Origin of the sequence: Cryobacterium flavum (assembly GCF_900103805.1) — a bacterium.
GTDB lineage: Bacteria > Actinomycetota > Actinomycetes > Actinomycetales > Microbacteriaceae > Cryobacterium > Cryobacterium flavum.
The window spans coordinates 15,737-31,537 of record NZ_FNIB01000009.1; the positions used below are offsets into that span (position 1 = coordinate 15,737).

Consider the following 15,801-nt stretch of genomic DNA (forward strand, 5'->3'; position numbering starts at 1 on the left):
ACACATGCAGTTCATCATCCCAGCCGCCATCCTCGCCGTGGCCACCGCACTCACCCTGCAGCCGTGGCGCTGGTTGTGGCAGGCCCGACTGCTCGCAGCATTCTTGCCTTGGGCAAGTGTCGCACTCTTCCCGATGTACGGCGGCCCGGTGGTGGGAATCACGCTCATCGCTGCCACCGCATGGTTCTCGATCCGCTGTCTGCAAAGCCTGATGCCCGTGTCGATCGCCCAGTTCGCCGCCGACCTGAAGCCGCGTTCGGAGGGCAGTGTCATCCGCCTCCTATTTCAAGGCTTTGTCTGCCAGGTGCTTCTGATCGTCCTCCTTTTCCGATCCGATGATGAGAAGGGGAAGACAAAGGAGCAGGCCAAGGAAGCGGGCTGCGATCAGCGCAACCGCCTCCGCACCGGCATCCGAGAGTCCCGCCGCGCTCTCCCCGCCGCTCTCGCCTGGCGCCGATCCCACTGGGCCGGATTCGCCACGGTCGTCGGCGTCTGGGCGCTCCTCACCGTCACCCACCTCGGCGACCTGGCCTCCGTCATCCTGCTGGCGATCCCCGCCGCCCTTTTGACCGTGGCCCTCATCGAATATCGGCGAGTGGTACCGGTCCGCGTAGTGCCGCGAGCTCGTCGTGGTGCCGGCGTTGTTAGCACCATCGAAAACTAGGAGAACAAAATGGAAAACGAAGGGCTTGAAATGGCAGACCAGACAGAGGGTGCCGAGAGCGTGGCACGTGGCGGACGTCGGAACATGCGGAGCGGCCGTGGTCCGGGCAGCGAGAAGGTGACGCGTGTTCGCACGCCCGTCATGCTAGCCGCAGGATTTGTCGCAGGGGTCGTGATCACTGCGCTGATCGGCTCGGGAATCGGGCAGGGGGTTGGGGATGCGGTCGCCTCCATCGCCAAGCCGGTGGCGACCGCTGAAGCCGCTGAAGCGGCTCAGGGACCTTCCGCCGAGGAGCTGGCCGCCGAGGCCGCAAACACCGCCCTGGTCGCAGCTGTGGCCGCTGCTGGCATGACAATGACGCCGGCAGCTGACGGGCTTCCGGCTGTGGTCACTGGGCACGCGAGCGTGACGTGTTCCGATTATGCGTGGATCCGCTTTAACGTGGAGGGCCCGGGCATCGTCACGGTAACCACCGATGGGGCCACAGTTACAGGTGAGGGAGTTGCTAGCGGATCCAAGATGCTTTCTGAGGCGGGAACAGCGACGGCAACGTTCACGGCCGAGGGTGGGCTGCCGGTCCTCACCTGGGAGGCCGGCGCGCGAGGCGAATGCGTGCTGGGCTAAAAACGGGCGGGACACAGCCTCGGTGCCAAGCGGCACCGGGGCTTCCTGCTGCCCGCAACCAGGGTGGCAGGCAGCCGAATTTCTGGGGAGCTCTGCGGCACCAGCTTTTCCCAACCGTGTGACATTGGCGGCGGGCACGACGAAGCCTCGGCGCGGATTGCGCCGAGGCTATCTGTTCGGGGGTTGGGGTTAGGCAGTGGCCGACCGACGGCTCAATACACCGTTATCGAAATCCGACTTTGGCGTGCTGGCTGGCGTGCTTTGTCCGCTTCGTATTTTTCCTTCCAAGCGTCAAACTCCTGAATGGCCTTATCCAAATCAGCGAGCCGGTCCTCTTCGCTTCGGCTTGCCTCCCAGCCGACAGGAAGGAGAAGGTAGCCGGCTGCATCCCTGTTACCGTTCGCGACAACCTTGGCCGCAGCGCCAATGTTCAAGGCGTATGCCGTCTCGATTGTCCACACCTCGTAGTCGCTGTAATTCTTTGAGGATTCGCCAAGATGGGAGCGAATATATTCCGGGTGATAGTCGCCACCCTCGCTCCATGGTTCAGTTTCGCCACTGGTCGCACCCACAGCCCCCGCTCGAACAGCCGGAACTTCCGAGCCAACCGCCACTGCGGGCCTAGGTCCAGCACTGGGCGACCCCGGAAGATTCCTCTCAGCCGGCACCAGGTTCTTATGCCTGATACCGGTGCCGACGTCGCCATTTGGTAACCTCACCGCGACACGGACCGGGGTGAGCTTGCTGGTCATTTTGTTTCTTGCCATTTTGTTGCTTCCTTTGAACTGTTAAATGGATACTGCTTGGGATAAAATCACCCGCTTTCGCAGGCTTCGGACATATCATGCGCGGCGGATCTCGGCCTGCGGCCGAAACCACGACCGCCGGCAGGAGGTGCGTGCCGGCGGTCGGTTCGGGGATTAGGAGGGGGTCGTCTTGCGAGCGGCCAGCGTTGCTTTGGCGGCGGCCGCGATCTCAGGAATCGCGTCCTGCGCCAGCAATCGCAGCTCAGCCGTTGTCGACAGGGTGCTCGCTGCGCGGTCGGCTCGATACACCGGCTTGTGGCTCTGTGACTCCCAGCCGATGTCACCGTGCGGCTCACGGAGTTCGAAGATTTGTTGGCGAAGCTCCAGCGCTTCCCGATCGGCCGGCCACCCCTCCGGCAGGTGATGGGCATGGGCATCGAGCAGAAGTTCGAGCTGGCGGGCCTCCGTGAGCGCCGCGACTTTGGCCCGGCTGTCGGTGCGCCGTCGGTTCGGGTAGCCGAGATCCTTCAACTCTTTGAACTCGGAGGCGGTCATCGGGGCTTCAGGCTTCTCGGTCTGAAGATCAGTGAGGGCAGCAATCAGAGTGGCGGAGTAGGAGCCTTTGGAGCCTGCCTTTACCCACGCCTCCATGACCTCATCGAGCTGGGGGTAGCGATCCTGGACGGTGTCCGCGGCCAGGGCTCCGATCAGACGGTGCCCCGGGTTCCGGCTGTCGGCGAGGATGCGCATGATCGTGACCAGCTCATCGTCCGTGCGGACGTCAAGCGATTGAGTGTTCGCCTGCTCGACGATCTGCTCTCGGGGATCGACGGGCTTCGGGCCGGCAGAAGGTGCGCCGGGGGCGGAGGTTGGTGTCAAGTTTTTGTAGCGGGTGCCGAGGGAGGTACCGGAAGCACGGCGGATTTGAACTTTTACGGGTGTGAGTCTTGGGTTGTTTTTAACGATGAGCTGTTCCTTTGTTTGATATTCGATGTCAGTCTCGGAATGCGGACGACGGGTGGTGCACCCGCACGTTGCGGGCTTCGCTCCGCGGCTGGGGGAGGGGCCGCGGAGCGAAGGATGGGGCGGTGGGTTACGGGGTTAGGCCGTCTCGGCCGCCGGGGGTGGTCACCTGGAACTCATGGAGCGCGGCAACCAACGCCGTCGCGTACGAGCCGAGGGGGCCGCCCTTCTTCCAACGCGCCATGTCCGCGCCGAGCTCCGGGAAGCGCTCCTGGATGGTGTCAGCAGCCAACTTCAAGATGAGGCGGCGCATGGGGTTGCGAGCACTGTTGAGCACTTGCACGATGACGACGAGCTCAACCGTGGTCCTACGGTCGAGCGATTCGGCTTTGGCCTGCTTGACGATGAACTCGGCGGTTGGCTTTGCTTTGCGAATTGCGATGATGATTCCTTTGAACGGTGATGTGAAACGCACTCGGCGAATGCGTTGTGAGACAGCGGCCGATTGCGGGCTGCAGGAGGACTATGCGCGGCACAAACGGGAGGTGCAGATTTTGGTTGGCGGTGGGGGTGCTGGACGTGTGGCGGGTCGAAGGGCGGACAGATGCTTCGGCGGCTTCTGAAGCTCGGCGGTCAGCCTCCGATCGGGTAAAAGCCGGTGCTGTCTTCCCACGATTCGGCGGTGACACCAGAGAACGTGAGCGCATAGTAGTTGGCGTCCCAGTCGCGAGAGTTTCCCCAGTTCCCCTGGATTATCCAACTGCCCCCGTTAGCACTCCATGTCTCTTGCGTTTCATCATCATTCGTCTTGAACGCGGCCACGGTTACGTATGTTCGGAGGTCGCGATCGGTAACGGTTCCTCCTGGCACCTCATGTTGGCCACGGTCTGGATCGTTGAAAATTTCAGGCGGCAGCTGGCCGCCGGTGACTTTCATGTACGCGACGATCTGGCTTCCTACTCTTTGAACTTCGGCAGCTACTAGAGCGTCTCGATCCTCTGTCACCGCTTCTACACAGGTACTGGTCCCACCTTCTCGAATCTCTCGGCTTGAGCTGTCAGCCCAGAAGGTGCGCCCGGTCTTACTGGTGGAGCTGGTGAAATAGCAGTTGTCGCCGGCAATAACTTTTACGTACACGTTTTCCTGTAGGAGCCCATAATCACTGAGCCCTTTAGCGGTCTGATATTTGGCAGCTCCTGATTCGGTGCTTTGTGCATAGGTGACGGATTCGGCACTGTGCACAGCATCGAGCTGAGCCTTAGCCGCACGATCCTGCGCCCACGGAATAACCGCAAACACGACGGCGGCGATGATTCCGGCGACAGCGCCAGCTACCAGAACTCCGACCATGATCGACGCCAGGTCAACGGCGCCATCCGCGTTCCGCAGCCCCGGGCCGCCCAATCTTTTCGACCCGATCTTCATTTGCTTTCCTTTTCGTTGTGCATGTCGTCCATCAGGCCGAGGATCCAGGCGGGGGTCTTTTCTTGAGGGGTGCAGAGGGGGTCTGGGGAAGTCGATTCGGCCGCGTAAACGTAGGCGGGGGCGCCGGTAGTCGGGTCGGTGGTGATCACGACGTCGAACTCGGTCCACGCTCGGCTGGAGGTCGTCTCTTCTGGCCACGTGGACTCCACGAAGGTTTTCGCGCAAATCACCGAGGCGACGGTGACCGTCGCTTTGACGCCTAGAGGCGCGCCCCAGTGGTCAGTCGCCCAAGCTTTGGCGGCGGTTTGGAGGACGGAGGGTGGGGGAGTGGCTTCGGCGAGCGTTGCTGCCGTGGCTTCGGCGGCGGCCTCATGGATGCCAGCGAAGCCGCTAATCGAGACCGTGCCAAGGGTTACGGCGAGAAGGCCGCAGGCAGCCGCGGTCATCAAGCGCCACGCGCGTACATCTGGATGTTCTTTCATTTGGTGTTCCGATCCCGTTCGGCCGTTTCGTTCCGGCCGCAATAGATATGTGTGCGGCGGAAACGGGGACCGGGCAAATTGGTCGGAAGACGGGCTCGGATCGCCTGAAAATGGCCCGAAATGATCAAAATGACCCCCGAAGTGGGGGTACGTGAGTTCGGTTTTTCGGGTGGGGGCCGCACACGTACTCAGTAGAAGGCCACCTCCGGTGGCCTCTTATGCAAGGGATCGAACCATGGAAACCATCACTACGACCATCGCCACGTTGAAACTGGATCAGGCGGCGCTCCTCAACGCGAAAGCGACAGCAGCCTCGAACGACGAGTACCTGCGAATCACCGCGGCTATCGCCGAATTCGAACGAGTTCTCGCTCAAGGGGAGGTGCCGAGCTTGTTCCGTGTTCGTCAGGTACGCCGCTTCTCACGCCTCTTCGGCGGCCGTTTCGCGGTTGCGGCCTAAGCGACCGGGACGATAGAGGACAGCGAATATGACAATCACACAGCCAGCACATGCTACCGAGATCCGCGCACGCTACCGTCTGCAGGAGCAGATTCTGACCCGTTTTGACTTTGGGCCGTGCCCGGACGGTGGACCAATGCCGCGCGAGAAGTACTCCAGGGCCATCTACGCGTGGAGAGTCAACGTGAGCGCCGCCGTCGATTTCTACGGCTCTGAGGCCGGCCGCGCAGCGTGGGCTTTGGCTGACGAGCGGCTCGACGCGGATCTTTTCGATGCGTGGGAGGAAGTGCGACGTCGTCGGAACCTGAGGTCATATTCGATCGTGCGGGATCAGACAAAGCCAAGTGAGGCGCTCGTTAAGGCTTATGGCGCCCGGGTGAAGGCAGCGGGTGGTGGGTGGCCGGTCCGGCCGGCGGAACCAGCCAGCTTGAGTTAAACCTGGGTTGAAGTGAGCGGTCCGTGCCTTGGGTGCGGGCCGCTTTTTCGTTTGCGGGCGGGCGATCTTGACGGTCGACGATGACCGTCGGCAGTCTTGTTTGCGACATCTGAATTGAGGGGGTGTCTCAAGCGACGTTGCCGGGGAGCCGCAGACGCCGGTGTAAAGCGTTGTGTTGCAACGTCGGGGCGACTGCTGCACTCCTCTCTATAGGGGCACTCACGGCAGCGTGGTAGCGCGCCAGGACCGATCGTGACAGTGGGGTCGGTCGAGAAGCTGTTCGGAAGTTCCAGGCAACGGCGGATCGTAGTGAACCGGACCGCAAAACGCCGCCTACTTCGCCTATCTCGTACCGGTTGAAATACGGAGCATCCCGAGATCCCTTTGTTTCATTGGGATCCGCAGCCTATTTCGCCTATTTCACTATTTCAGCCGCGGGGGGGGCATGTATGTATGTCTGTCTGTTTTTGGGGAGAGCACACATCTCTATGGGTGGGTCACACCCTCCTATTGATATATCTGTTTTTATGAAATAGAGAGAGAGAGAGAGAAAGGCCCTACAGCCCAGTAAAACAAAGGGATCCACTATTTCATCCTTATTTCAGATTCGGGCCACTATTTCAGATTTGGCCTCTTATTTCAGATTATTGGTGGTTTTCGCCTCTTTTTCGGGTCCGGCCCGGCGCCGTCTATGTACAGGCCTCCACACGTAGAGGCCCCCAGGTCCTCGGAGGATCACATGGAATCTGCAGAACTGGCCACGGCAGCGTCGGTCTTAATCACCGAAGGGCACAAGGTGCTGGCCGCGCACGTTGAGACGGTTTTGATCGTCGCCGGCGCGACCAGCTGGGAGATGGCGGTCGAAGCGAACGTAGTGGGCACTGTCATCGCCGGGATTCAGAGCCCGGCTGAGTGGGTCTCCCAGGTGACGAAAGCCCCGCACCGCGAGTTGGAAGTACTTGTGCGTCGCGACCGTAAATCGAACGTGGTCTTGGCCCTGGGTGCCACTGAAACCGATTCCGAAGTTTTCGATCAAGCCAAGGCCCTTGCCGCCCACCTACTCCGCATCGGTGCCGCGTCCGTAAAGTTCATCAAGCTCGACTTCTTCACCCTGGATGCAATGCTCGCCTCGCGCCCAGAATCGGAGCAAGGCCCGTACCTCGAAGCGCTAATTGCTGATGCCGCCGACAAACTAGGTGCCCGGCCCAAAGCGACCGTCGCTGAGAAGGTTGCGCCGGCGAGCATTGCTCCGACTGTCGACACGGAGATGGGACGCACCTACATCCCGCGTGGTGACGCACCTCCGCTCGTCATCATGGAAGCTGCCGCACGGCGACTCCGCACCCACTCGGTCATTGACGACCTGCGCGACCCCCGCGGGATCAATGCCGAATTCACCCACGACCTCGAGATTTCGGTGATGACCGCTTCTGGGCTCGGGGTTTATGAGGTGCCGGGCGTCCGCGATGCTGACCTGGTTCTGCCGCGCAAGTGGTTGAACCGAATCCCTCAAGGCACCTCTATTGTCGTTGCTACGGACGCCTGGATTGGAAAGGCCATTGATGCTTCAATCCGCGCCCACCGTGCGGACGAGGTTATTGAGAGTCCGGTTCTCAAGCGCACTGGTTGGAAGCAGGTTGACGGTACCTGGGGCTTCCTCACCACCTCGGGCTTCATGACTTCGCAAGGCCTCACCAATCGGGCGCACTCCCAGCTTGCGACGGCGTACAACATGATCGCCCTCAACGACCTCTCCGGTCTCACGATCGACGATGAACGAGCCGCGGCCGCGAACACGCAAGCCATAGCAGCCGAACTCACCGACACCAACTTTTGGGCTGGCGTGTGGGGCCCAACGATCTGGAGCGCGGCTGGTATGGGCGTCGGGGCCGTCCCGTTCGTCGCTGGCCACCACGGCTGCGGCAAAACGACAATGGTTCAGGGCCTGACCGCCCACATTTCCGCGGCTTTCGCCCCCTCGGGTAAACCGATGGGCATCATTGACGGCTCGGTTCCGAACGTCGGCCGCATGGGCGCGGGCTTAGATGGGCTCATCGTAGCTATTGACGACTCACGGAAGCGCACCTCCACGCACGGCAATGAGGATCAGGAGAAGGCGCTCGAGCGCCTGGTTCGTGCGGGCTATGGCGGCGGTAGCGCTCGCCACTCCGTTTCCATGAAGAACACTCAGACGGGGGAGTGGGAACTGGGTGTTCCTGATCTATCCTCGCCGACGGTCGTCATGGTGGGCGAGCAAATCCCCGATGCCGAAGAACTTGATAGCTCCCGAGAGCGCCTGTACCCGATCGTCATCGAGCCTGGATTCAACATTTTCCGCTCGGGCAACTCCGAAGTTTACGAATCGCTCGCCAACAGTGGTCTACCTGCCATCGCGCTCGCTGCCTTCATCCGATGGGTCGCCGCTCGCATCGAAGAGGAGGGAATGGATGCATGGCGTGCCCGCTGGGCCAAGTCCCGCGTCGCCGCAATCGCTCTACTTGAGGACCTTCCGGTTTCCCGGCGCGTTCGGGAGGTTGCAGCGCTCGTCACGGCCGGGAACCTGATCTGGTTTGAGTACCTGCGTCATCTTGCTGTCATCACAGTCGAGGAGCAAAAGGTGTTGGTCCTCGCTGTTCACCACGCCGTCAGGAAGACAGCCCTTTTCCACGGCACGACGAACGTGACGAGGGGCGAGAAGCCCAGCTGGGAGTCGCTCCTTGATGCGCTCCGAGCTGCGGTTGCGGGGTCTCAAGCGTACGTCCAGATCGACAAAGCTGCCCCGATCAAGGACACGGAGGGGCTGGTGATCGCCTTCGACGAGCGTAAGAAGCTGCTCGGTGTTCGCCGTGCTGGCCGCGGCGACAACGTTGAGTTCCTCGCGTTCCAGGCGCGGGATGCAGCCGCTATCCTTCGCATGGAACCGCGCTACCGAACGATCACGGACCAGGCAATCATCACGGCATTTGCACCGGTCGCCATCGTTGATTCGGGCCACAAGCAGAAGGTCGTCCGTATCAACTCGCTCAACGTCAAGTGCATCGCTGTCCCATGGTCGACGTTTGCTCCGACCGAAACTGAGGGTGAGTAGCTGATGACGATCGAAGAATTCCTAGTGGCCACCTCCGGACCGCTGGCCATTCGGTTCAGCACCGGCCGCGAGGCCATCCGCGTGTACGGCGCTGACGGCCAGGTTTTTACGGCCGCCGGTGTCGAGGCGGGGTTGTCGCTGTTCGCCGCTTTAACCGTCGCCAATCGCCCGGTGTACTCCGAGGACGCAGCGATCATGGACCGCGAGCATGCCGCGTTCCTGGTTGCTCTCGGCAACCCACGGATCGCTAACGGCCGAGTCCTCGACCTGGCCCTGGCACCCGTAAAAGGTAAGGACGCACCAGCGCCAGGATCAGCGCTCGCCTCGCTCATACGAGCGCACAGCGCCGCTGCACCAGCCGCCAAGCGCGCCGCACGCAACGTTGAAAACGAAGACCAGATGTGGCGAAATGCCGCCCGTCGTGGATATCGCATCGACAGGTTCGCAATGCAAGAGCAGCGGCAGATTCGCCACCGTGAGTTGGACGCGGTCAAGCGTGAGTTGGGTGTTGATGTTCGGGTTTCGGATGCCAAGAAGTCGCAGTTCCTCGACCGTCTCGGCGTCAGCTATACCCGCACTGGTGAGTACGGCTGGTCGCGCCCGAGCGAGTGCGATATCACGGACATGCCCCTGATCCACAAGGAGGCTTGGGATCGCTATACGAAAGCTCACAGCACGCTGAAGCGGGCTCAGATCCTCGACGGGATCGCCGGAAAAATGACACAAGAAGGGCGCGTGCACCCCATCTGGCGAACGAACGCCGCGGCCACCGGCCGTATGAGTGGGCAGCTCCCGGGGCTCATGAGCGCCATGCGAGAGCTCCGGTTCCTGTTCTTGGCCGAGGAGAATCACGATGTCGTGTCGGTCGACCACTCGAACCAGGAGGGCCGCGTTCTGGCTCGCCTGATCGGTTCACCGTCCTTCACTAGAAGTGTGCTGGACGGCGACCCATATGCCGACCTGGCGCTGGCCTCCGGCCAGGAGCGGAAAGCCGCGAAGGTGCAGTTCATCTCGTTCCTCTACGGCCAGAAGCAATCGACCCTCGCCAAGACCGTTGGTGCCGACCAGGCCGCCGCAACGCACGACGGAATGAAGAAACTCTTTCCGGAGGTCGTCGCGTTCTGCGCACAGCAAACTGAACGCAGCCGCCGTGGCGAAGCCTTGACGACGTTGTGGGGCCGCCCGCTCCCACGTCTTGACGGCATGACCTACAAGACCCGCCATGCGATCGCCACGAACCTGCAGGTGCAGTCATCTGCACGTGACGCCTACGGTGCAGCGGTCCGGGCGATCGCCAAGTCGATGGGCCCCGAAGCGTTGTACATCCCGCTGCACGATGAGGCGTTCATTCTTTCGCCCACCGGCCGTTCAGCCGAGTATGCGGAGAAGCTGCTGGAGGCCATGACGGTCGACCTGGGCGAGGGTGTTGTGCTCACCGGCAAGGCGAAAGTCTCCTTCGGTCGCTGGGCGCAGCAGGCCTAGAACTCAACCTCGATTCCTGCCCGGTACCTGAGCGGTGCCGGGCTTTTTGCTGCGCCTAAAACCGAATGTAACAAATCTATAACGCTTTGTCATCGATCGCCGAATATCAGGCTTTAGGCCCGGTTTCGGCGTCTTTCCGCCGCATGTCTCTTCAGTGAAGGCAAAGCGCAAGACAAATTTTGCCCCGATCAGGAGGCATTTTCGTCATGCAACACATGTTCTCGGTAAACAATCCGCACACGCCGGGCACCGAAGCCCACGAGTTTTTCGAGCTGGCGGCGAGCATCGCAGCCCGTCGCATCGACCCGACGTTCGCCGAGGAGCTGGATGCAGCTCGTGCCATCGTCGAAGCGGCGGCCACTGCTGAGGCTCGTGCACATGCGAAGGTCGCTGAGAAGGCCGCGAAGAGGGCGCTGGAGGATGCCGAGCTCAGCTTTGAGCACTCCGCAATTCTCGACAGTCGGCACTTGAAGTCGAAGAAGACGACATTGGGCCGTGAGAACACCCGCGTCTGGCGCAGTGTTCGTGGCCGGGCACTGCTCGAGCTGGGCGCCGAACGGTTTGCGTACTTCGCCCGCCAGTACGACCTCGACCGGGCAGCGGCCGCAGAACTCACGATGATGCGCACCGACTTAATCTCGTACATCTGGGAAATCTGGAACTCACCGGCGTTCCTCGAAGCGAAAACTCCGTGGGGCTACACAAACGAGGTGCTGGGCAAGCGCCTCGGCTATGCCAACAAGCTCGACCGCCTCCGCACCAGCCACAGCGCAGATGAGCGCACTCCGATGACCGGCGAGGTCCCAGCGGACGGTTCCTATAACCCGATGACCGTGCTTTTCGCGGATAACGGTGGCGAAGCTATCACCAACTCAGAGGACTCGGTCTCGATTGAAGCTGCACGCCGTTCAGCTGAATTAGAGCCAGCCTTCAGGTCGCCCGCGCTGAACCGTGTCGTCACGCTCCTTGTTACCGGCGGCCTTGTTCCGGAGCAGGCGTCGGCTCTCGTCGAATATGTCGTTGAGCGGGCGACTGCGGCGACGTCGCCGGCCCGCGCTTATGACGCCGCAGCTCGTGACGCCAAAGTCGTCGCCGCTCGCCTTGAGATTCCTGAGGCTCTGTACCGGGCGACCGTCAACCTGGTGCTCGGCAATTCCAGCGGTGATATCGGCGTCATCGAAGCGGAATTACGGGGCATCGACCCGCGGACCGTGAAGAACATCGTGAAGAACAAAAAGAAACTTTCGGCATTTTCTCGATAATGAGCTCTTTTTCGGGTGGCGACCGGCGCCGTCTATATAGAGGGGAAACAGCCTCTCTCCAATCCACCAGGTAGAGGAAATCAAATGGCTCACTCAACATCATCGGCCGCGGTCGAGCTCGCAGCTCTAAAGGAGTTGCGCACCCTTTTTCAAACCATTCGTGACGACGCCCAGGAGGATCTCTACCCGGTCCTCGTGCAGATCGGCAAGCTCGAATATCGGATTGCTGTCGAAGAGGCTGCTGGCCTCACTGGAAGCAGCCGGTCGTGACCGAGACCACCGTCGTCAACGGGATCAAATTTTTCCGCAGTGTGCACCGGGTTTTCCGCGACGCGGGCTATTACCGCGGCTATGAGGAGCGGAAAGCAGCCATCTGGGTCTCGGCCGTCAACGAGCTGATTCATGGCGGTTACGGCTGGGCGGTTCTCACCGAGGATGCCTGGGGCGAGCCCCTGGTCACCGAGTTCGCCACGAACCACTACGGCGAAGGACTGTGGGAGGACGACCGGCAAACCCTCGGCACATGCGATCTCCGTCTGCGTGGCGACCGGCGCCGAATTCGAAGGGTGGTGCTCTCCCTGCATATTCCGGCCTAGTACGCCGGCTCCACCTACCCCCTAGTCCAAGCAGCATAACCATCCAACAACTTCAACCGAAAGAAAGTTCAAAATCATGCGATCACAGATCATCAACACCTTCACCAACAACCCCCTGCTCAACGCCGCTCTCATCGAGGCGGTGAACGGAACATCGGACCGACTGATCATCCTCACTGGTCGCCATGGAATCGGCAAGACCGTTCTCATACAGGCTGTCGAGCGGCTGGCAGGAGAGGTTAGCGATGACCGCAGCCGCCTCCCCATCGTCGAGGTCCTGCAACTGAACGAAGGTCTAGCTCAACTGGGTACCGTCTTCGTGCTCGAGCAACGGGACTTGAACCATGAAGCTGTCACGGGGTTCACGACGACGGCCGAACCACGTGAAAGCCTCGGGTGCGAATGCCCGGATGTTCTTCTGCGTCTTGCAAGTGAAGTTGTGAAGAATCCAGACCTCGCCGCGGAGGCAGCCAACGACCCGACGTTTGCAACGAGGTTTATCCATGACATCACGCGGGGTATTCGTTCGGCTCCTTGGACCCGACCACGCGCCACCGCGCCGAAATCCGTCAAGACAACCAACTAAAGGACCGTAGAGAAATGTTGAACCAAGCTCAAATCGCCGCCCGTCTCCTGGCAGCCGCGGAACTCATGGAAGCCGTTCAGACCGCTACCACTTCCTACGGCGAGGCCGAACAGGAGGCCGGTCGAACCGGCGTTCTAACCGCTCGCCAGCATGATTTCTACCGGGCCGCCCAGGCGGCGGTGATCGCAGCATGTATGGGGGAGTGATGTCGTGGGACATCTACATCTGTGAGTGTGGCGAGTACGCCAGCCACCCGGACCGTTTGTGCGGCTCGTGCTCCCTTCAAGAGCTCGTGGACCAACATGCCCACGATGACGATTGCGAGTGCTAGCCGCCGGCCCACCCCCGCGCGGTGATCACTCCGACCACCCAGAACCCCGGCACGCATTCCGTGCCGGGGTTCTTTGCACCCCAGCCGCCTCTACCCGCGCAGCTTCTGCACTTCGAGACGAATATCGAGGAGAAGTTCGGAGGAGGTGACGGCCGGGAGCTGAAAATGTGAGCGGATGTGCTTCAGTCTGTAGCTTGAGTAAATATCGCGCACAGTGCGGTCTTGGCCGTTAATCGTCAGCGTCGATTCAAGGACCGAATTTTGATCTTCATCGTTGAGAACCCTGCTGAAAAAGAACAGCTGGGCGGCCCTAGCGATTAATCGAGTGTGCTGCCCTTTGATCTCTTTTGGGTTGTTGGCGTACCAGCCGCCCATGAAGTCTTCGTATGCGGCTTCCCGAGCCAGGTCAGCGGCCGCCTCCCGGGCGCGATTCGGATGGTGAAGCTCGGCGTAATGTTCCTTGTCGTAGCCAGCACCCCACCGAATCCCTGTAGCGATCGCTTCTTTGCGCATGAGCTCGGCGTAGCCAACGGTGATGTTCCCTAGGATGCTGTCGCTTATCGGCACTTCCAGCCAGAATTTCACGTAAGCAGCTGCTGTTCCATCCCCGTAGGTGGCCGGCGGGAAGAGGAAAGTCCCATCTTCATCTAGGTCAAAGTGCATGTCCAGCCCCAAACGTTAGGCCAGTTCAACCCCCCGGCACGGAAATCGTACCGAGCCACGCAACCCCATTCACCTGCCTTAAAACCCCCATTTCGCGCCACGCTCAACATCCACCCCGTTCTCCGGCACGCCCCTCATGCCGCCCCCGCCTTGCACCGAGTCCAGCCCGTGTTCACCTCAGGCTTCGTGCCCAGCTGCGAGCATCGCCGCCAGCGTGCGCCGATGCACTTCGGAACTAATCAGCCCATCAGTAAGAGCGTCGTGCAGCTCCGCGACCGGCCCACAGGCCGGAGAATCCGCGTCAAGCCGCCGAACAACCGGTATGTTGACGACCGCCATAAGGAAGTGGGCTTCCGTAAACCGGCCGGCCGCGAGGTCACCCGCCAACTCAGCTACTGTCCGCGTGTAGAGCGCCGAGATCTCATCCATCGCCTCCTCATAGCTGATCTCACCACGTAATAAGCGCCGGACTCGATCCTCCGCCGCATCGGTAATCGGATGGCCGATCGCACGGAAGGCGTGCCAGATCTCTGCCACGCGCTCGTCAAGCTCGGCGCCCGAAAACTGGCGGTCTGCATCGGTCACTGATCCCTCCACTCTGTTCACCTGGTCCCATGCGCGGCAACCCAACCACCCCGTCCCGACTTCCGGCCTGCCACCCGGACCGGGCGGGTGCCGCGCATGATGGGGTTATGACGACGAATGAGACGGTTGACGATCTGAGTTTGCCCGGTGAAAGCGTGGTCGCGATGGCCGGGGACTGGCACGCAGATTCTCGCTGGTGCGGCCAGGTCATTCCCTTCATCGCGCGGAAGGTGCCAGGCGTTCGGACGATCTTGCACGCTGGCGATTTCGGATTTTGGCCGCCGCTCCGCGGCAAAAGTTTTTTGGGCACGGTTGACTACTGGAGCGCCAGAGCCAATATTTCCCGCGTGCTAGTGACACCTGGAAACCACGAGCAATGGGCAAATCTTAATGCCGAGTTCGCGAAAAATCCGAATCAGATCGTGCAAATGAGCGAGGTTGTTTGGGTGATGCCCCGAGGGTTCCGGTTCACTCTCGCCGGTCGCTCGTTCATGAGTTTTGGGGGAGGAGCATCGCTGGACTTTCAAGATCGCGTGCCAGAAGTGTCGTGGTTTTACGACGAGATGGCGTCCGACGCCGAGGTTGACCAGGCGATCGCCGGAGGCCCCGTCGACGTTCTTTTGACTCACGAGACGATCGATGGCGGCACCCCGCTTGTCGAACGGATAATCGGTGCCAACCCGATGGGGTGGAACGCAACGGAGCTCGCCTATAGCGCTGTCAGTCGCCGCAGAATCACGCGCCTCTATGAGGCTGTAAAACCCGAGGTCCTGGTCCACGGCCACATTCACGTCAAAGACGAAACAGTCACAGCCACTGGAACGCGGATCTACTCACTGGCCTGCGACTGGGAGCAGGGTAACGCGGCCAGTTTTGACCTCGAGTCGGGCGCCTGGCAATGGCTCGGTGACCCTCGCCGCCGCTAGCACCCAAACCCTGAAAACGGGTGACGATTGATCGTCTCTACGATGCCGCCTGTAAACGGGATCAGTCGGTCTCCGTCCTCAACATCGATGAAGGTCACCGACGCCGCCTCCCCGGGCACCAGGCGAACCGTATCGACGATCGCGTATGGCATGTCTTCGCCAGGCGAGGCGATAGATTTACCTGTTGTCCAATTGCGAACGACCAGGATCACCTCCGTACTCGTGACGATCCGGAAGAGTTCGACGGTGGGCTGGGTCGTGGTGGTCATGAACCTTGCATGCGCGGCACGCTGAGGGCGGAGACGGGGCGACGAACATCGACCAACGCGCACAGTGCTACCGAATAGCCGGGCGCGCCGTCCAACCATCCGCGCACCCGAACTTCGAAGAGCTCAGCCGTGCCGCCGGTCATCGAAGAGCTGGGCACACTGTTGGTCCTCGAACAGCTCGCCGCACCGTTGGCCGTTGCGATCAACCTCAAA

21 protein-coding genes are annotated in these 15,801 nt (G+C 61.2%); 12 read left to right on the forward strand and 9 right to left on the reverse strand.

Translation table 11 applies throughout. From position 1 onward, the window contains the following. Positions 1-4: 4 nt before the first annotated feature. Together BLS91_RS13740 and BLS91_RS13745 are read left to right on the forward strand one after the other, a co-directional pair. The gene (locus BLS91_RS13740) at positions 5-664 is read left to right on the forward strand and encodes a hypothetical protein (RefSeq protein WP_092341337.1); all 660 of its coding nucleotides are present in this window, start codon (positions 5-7) and stop codon (positions 662-664) included. Between the two features lie 30 nt (positions 665-694). Beyond that, positions 695-1,288, forward strand: coding sequence for a hypothetical protein (locus BLS91_RS13745; RefSeq protein WP_134505278.1), 594 nt, complete (start codon positions 695-697; stop codon positions 1,286-1,288). 212 nt (positions 1,289-1,500) lie between these two features. Here BLS91_RS13745 and BLS91_RS19645 read toward each other — a convergent pair whose 3' ends face one another. The 5 genes from BLS91_RS19645 to BLS91_RS13770 all read right to left on the reverse strand — a co-directional run bounded on the left by BLS91_RS19645 (position 1,501) and on the right by BLS91_RS13770 (position 4,904). After that, a complete protein-coding gene (locus tag BLS91_RS19645) occupies positions 1,501-2,040 on the reverse strand; it encodes a hypothetical protein (RefSeq protein WP_134505277.1) in 540 nt (179 codons plus the stop codon). Between the two features lie 168 nt (positions 2,041-2,208). After that, positions 2,209-2,913, reverse strand: a complete 705-nt coding sequence (locus BLS91_RS13755; protein WP_092341340.1) for a hypothetical protein — start codon at positions 2,911-2,913, stop codon at positions 2,209-2,211. A 214-nt stretch (positions 2,914-3,127) separates the two neighbouring features. Beyond that, positions 3,128-3,472: a hypothetical protein gene (locus BLS91_RS13760; RefSeq protein ID WP_092341341.1), complete on the reverse strand. Its 345-nt coding sequence runs from the start codon at positions 3,470-3,472 to the stop codon at positions 3,128-3,130. Positions 3,473-3,630: 158 nt separating this feature from the next. Then, positions 3,631-4,422: a hypothetical protein gene (locus tag BLS91_RS13765; protein ID WP_092341342.1), complete on the reverse strand. Its 792-nt coding sequence runs from the start codon at positions 4,420-4,422 to the stop codon at positions 3,631-3,633. Beyond that, positions 4,419-4,904 carry a hypothetical protein gene (locus BLS91_RS13770; RefSeq protein ID WP_134505276.1) on the reverse strand — a complete coding sequence of 162 codons (486 nt, stop codon included), beginning with the start codon at positions 4,902-4,904 and terminating at the stop codon, positions 4,419-4,421. Before BLS91_RS13770 ends, BLS91_RS13765 begins: the two co-directional genes overlap by 4 nt. A 235-nt stretch (positions 4,905-5,139) precedes the next feature. Between BLS91_RS13770 and BLS91_RS13775 the strand changes: the two genes are divergently transcribed. The 9 genes from BLS91_RS13775 (at position 5,140) to BLS91_RS13815 (ending at position 13,020) form a co-directional block, all read left to right on the forward strand. Continuing rightward, the gene (locus BLS91_RS13775; RefSeq protein WP_092341344.1) at positions 5,140-5,364 is read left to right on the forward strand and encodes a hypothetical protein; all 225 of its coding nucleotides are present in this window, start codon (positions 5,140-5,142) and stop codon (positions 5,362-5,364) included. A gap of 28 nt (positions 5,365-5,392) precedes the next feature. Beyond that, positions 5,393-5,800, forward strand: a complete 408-nt coding sequence (locus BLS91_RS13780) for a hypothetical protein (RefSeq protein WP_134505275.1) — start codon at positions 5,393-5,395, stop codon at positions 5,798-5,800. 739 nt (positions 5,801-6,539) lie between these two features. Then, the gene (locus BLS91_RS13785; RefSeq protein WP_092341346.1) at positions 6,540-8,888 is read left to right on the forward strand and encodes a hypothetical protein; all 2,349 of its coding nucleotides are present in this window, start codon (positions 6,540-6,542) and stop codon (positions 8,886-8,888) included. A 3-nt stretch (positions 8,889-8,891) separates the two neighbouring features. Beyond that, on the forward strand, positions 8,892-10,370 hold the full coding sequence (locus BLS91_RS13790) for a DNA polymerase (protein ID WP_092341347.1): 1,479 nt from the start codon (positions 8,892-8,894) through the stop codon (positions 10,368-10,370). A gap of 206 nt (positions 10,371-10,576) precedes the next feature. Next, the gene (locus BLS91_RS13795) at positions 10,577-11,632 is read left to right on the forward strand and encodes a hypothetical protein (protein ID WP_092341348.1); all 1,056 of its coding nucleotides are present in this window, start codon (positions 10,577-10,579) and stop codon (positions 11,630-11,632) included. An 84-nt stretch (positions 11,633-11,716) separates the two neighbouring features. Continuing rightward, complete coding sequence (locus tag BLS91_RS13800) at positions 11,717-11,902, forward strand: hypothetical protein (RefSeq protein WP_092341349.1); 186 nt, start codon at positions 11,717-11,719, stop codon at positions 11,900-11,902. Further along, positions 11,899-12,228 (forward strand): hypothetical protein, encoded by a 330-nt coding sequence (locus BLS91_RS13805; RefSeq protein ID WP_092341350.1) that lies wholly within the window; start codon positions 11,899-11,901, stop codon positions 12,226-12,228. The genes BLS91_RS13800 and BLS91_RS13805 overlap by 4 nt, the downstream gene beginning before the upstream one ends. A 76-nt stretch (positions 12,229-12,304) precedes the next feature. Then, positions 12,305-12,814 (forward strand): hypothetical protein, encoded by a 510-nt coding sequence (locus BLS91_RS13810; RefSeq protein WP_092341351.1) that lies wholly within the window; start codon positions 12,305-12,307, stop codon positions 12,812-12,814. 14 nt (positions 12,815-12,828) lie between these two features. Next, a complete protein-coding gene (locus tag BLS91_RS13815) occupies positions 12,829-13,020 on the forward strand; it encodes a hypothetical protein (protein WP_092341352.1) in 192 nt (63 codons plus the stop codon). A gap of 215 nt (positions 13,021-13,235) precedes the next feature. Here the strand turns inward: BLS91_RS13815 and BLS91_RS13820 are convergent, their stop codons facing one another. Together BLS91_RS13820 and BLS91_RS13825 are read right to left on the reverse strand one after the other, a co-directional pair. After that, positions 13,236-13,808 carry a hypothetical protein gene (locus BLS91_RS13820; protein ID WP_134505274.1) on the reverse strand — a complete coding sequence of 191 codons (573 nt, stop codon included), beginning with the start codon at positions 13,806-13,808 and terminating at the stop codon, positions 13,236-13,238. Positions 13,809-13,985: 177 nt separating this feature from the next. Next, positions 13,986-14,393: an antitoxin VbhA family protein gene (locus tag BLS91_RS13825; protein WP_092341354.1), complete on the reverse strand. Its 408-nt coding sequence runs from the start codon at positions 14,391-14,393 to the stop codon at positions 13,986-13,988. 107 nt (positions 14,394-14,500) lie between these two features. On the opposite strand from BLS91_RS13825, the gene BLS91_RS13830 reads away from it, so the two are divergent. After that, a complete protein-coding gene (locus BLS91_RS13830) occupies positions 14,501-15,319 on the forward strand; it encodes a metallophosphoesterase family protein (protein WP_159433866.1) in 819 nt (272 codons plus the stop codon). Here the strand turns inward: BLS91_RS13830 and BLS91_RS13835 are convergent. Next, complete coding sequence (locus BLS91_RS13835) at positions 15,316-15,588, reverse strand: hypothetical protein (RefSeq protein WP_092341356.1); 273 nt, start codon at positions 15,586-15,588, stop codon at positions 15,316-15,318. The genes BLS91_RS13830 and BLS91_RS13835 overlap by 4 nt on opposite strands. Next, a complete protein-coding gene (locus BLS91_RS19960) occupies positions 15,585-15,746 on the reverse strand; it encodes a hypothetical protein (RefSeq protein ID WP_159433867.1) in 162 nt (53 codons plus the stop codon). Before BLS91_RS19960 ends, BLS91_RS13835 begins: the two co-directional genes overlap by 4 nt. Positions 15,747-15,801 lie beyond the last annotated feature (55 nt).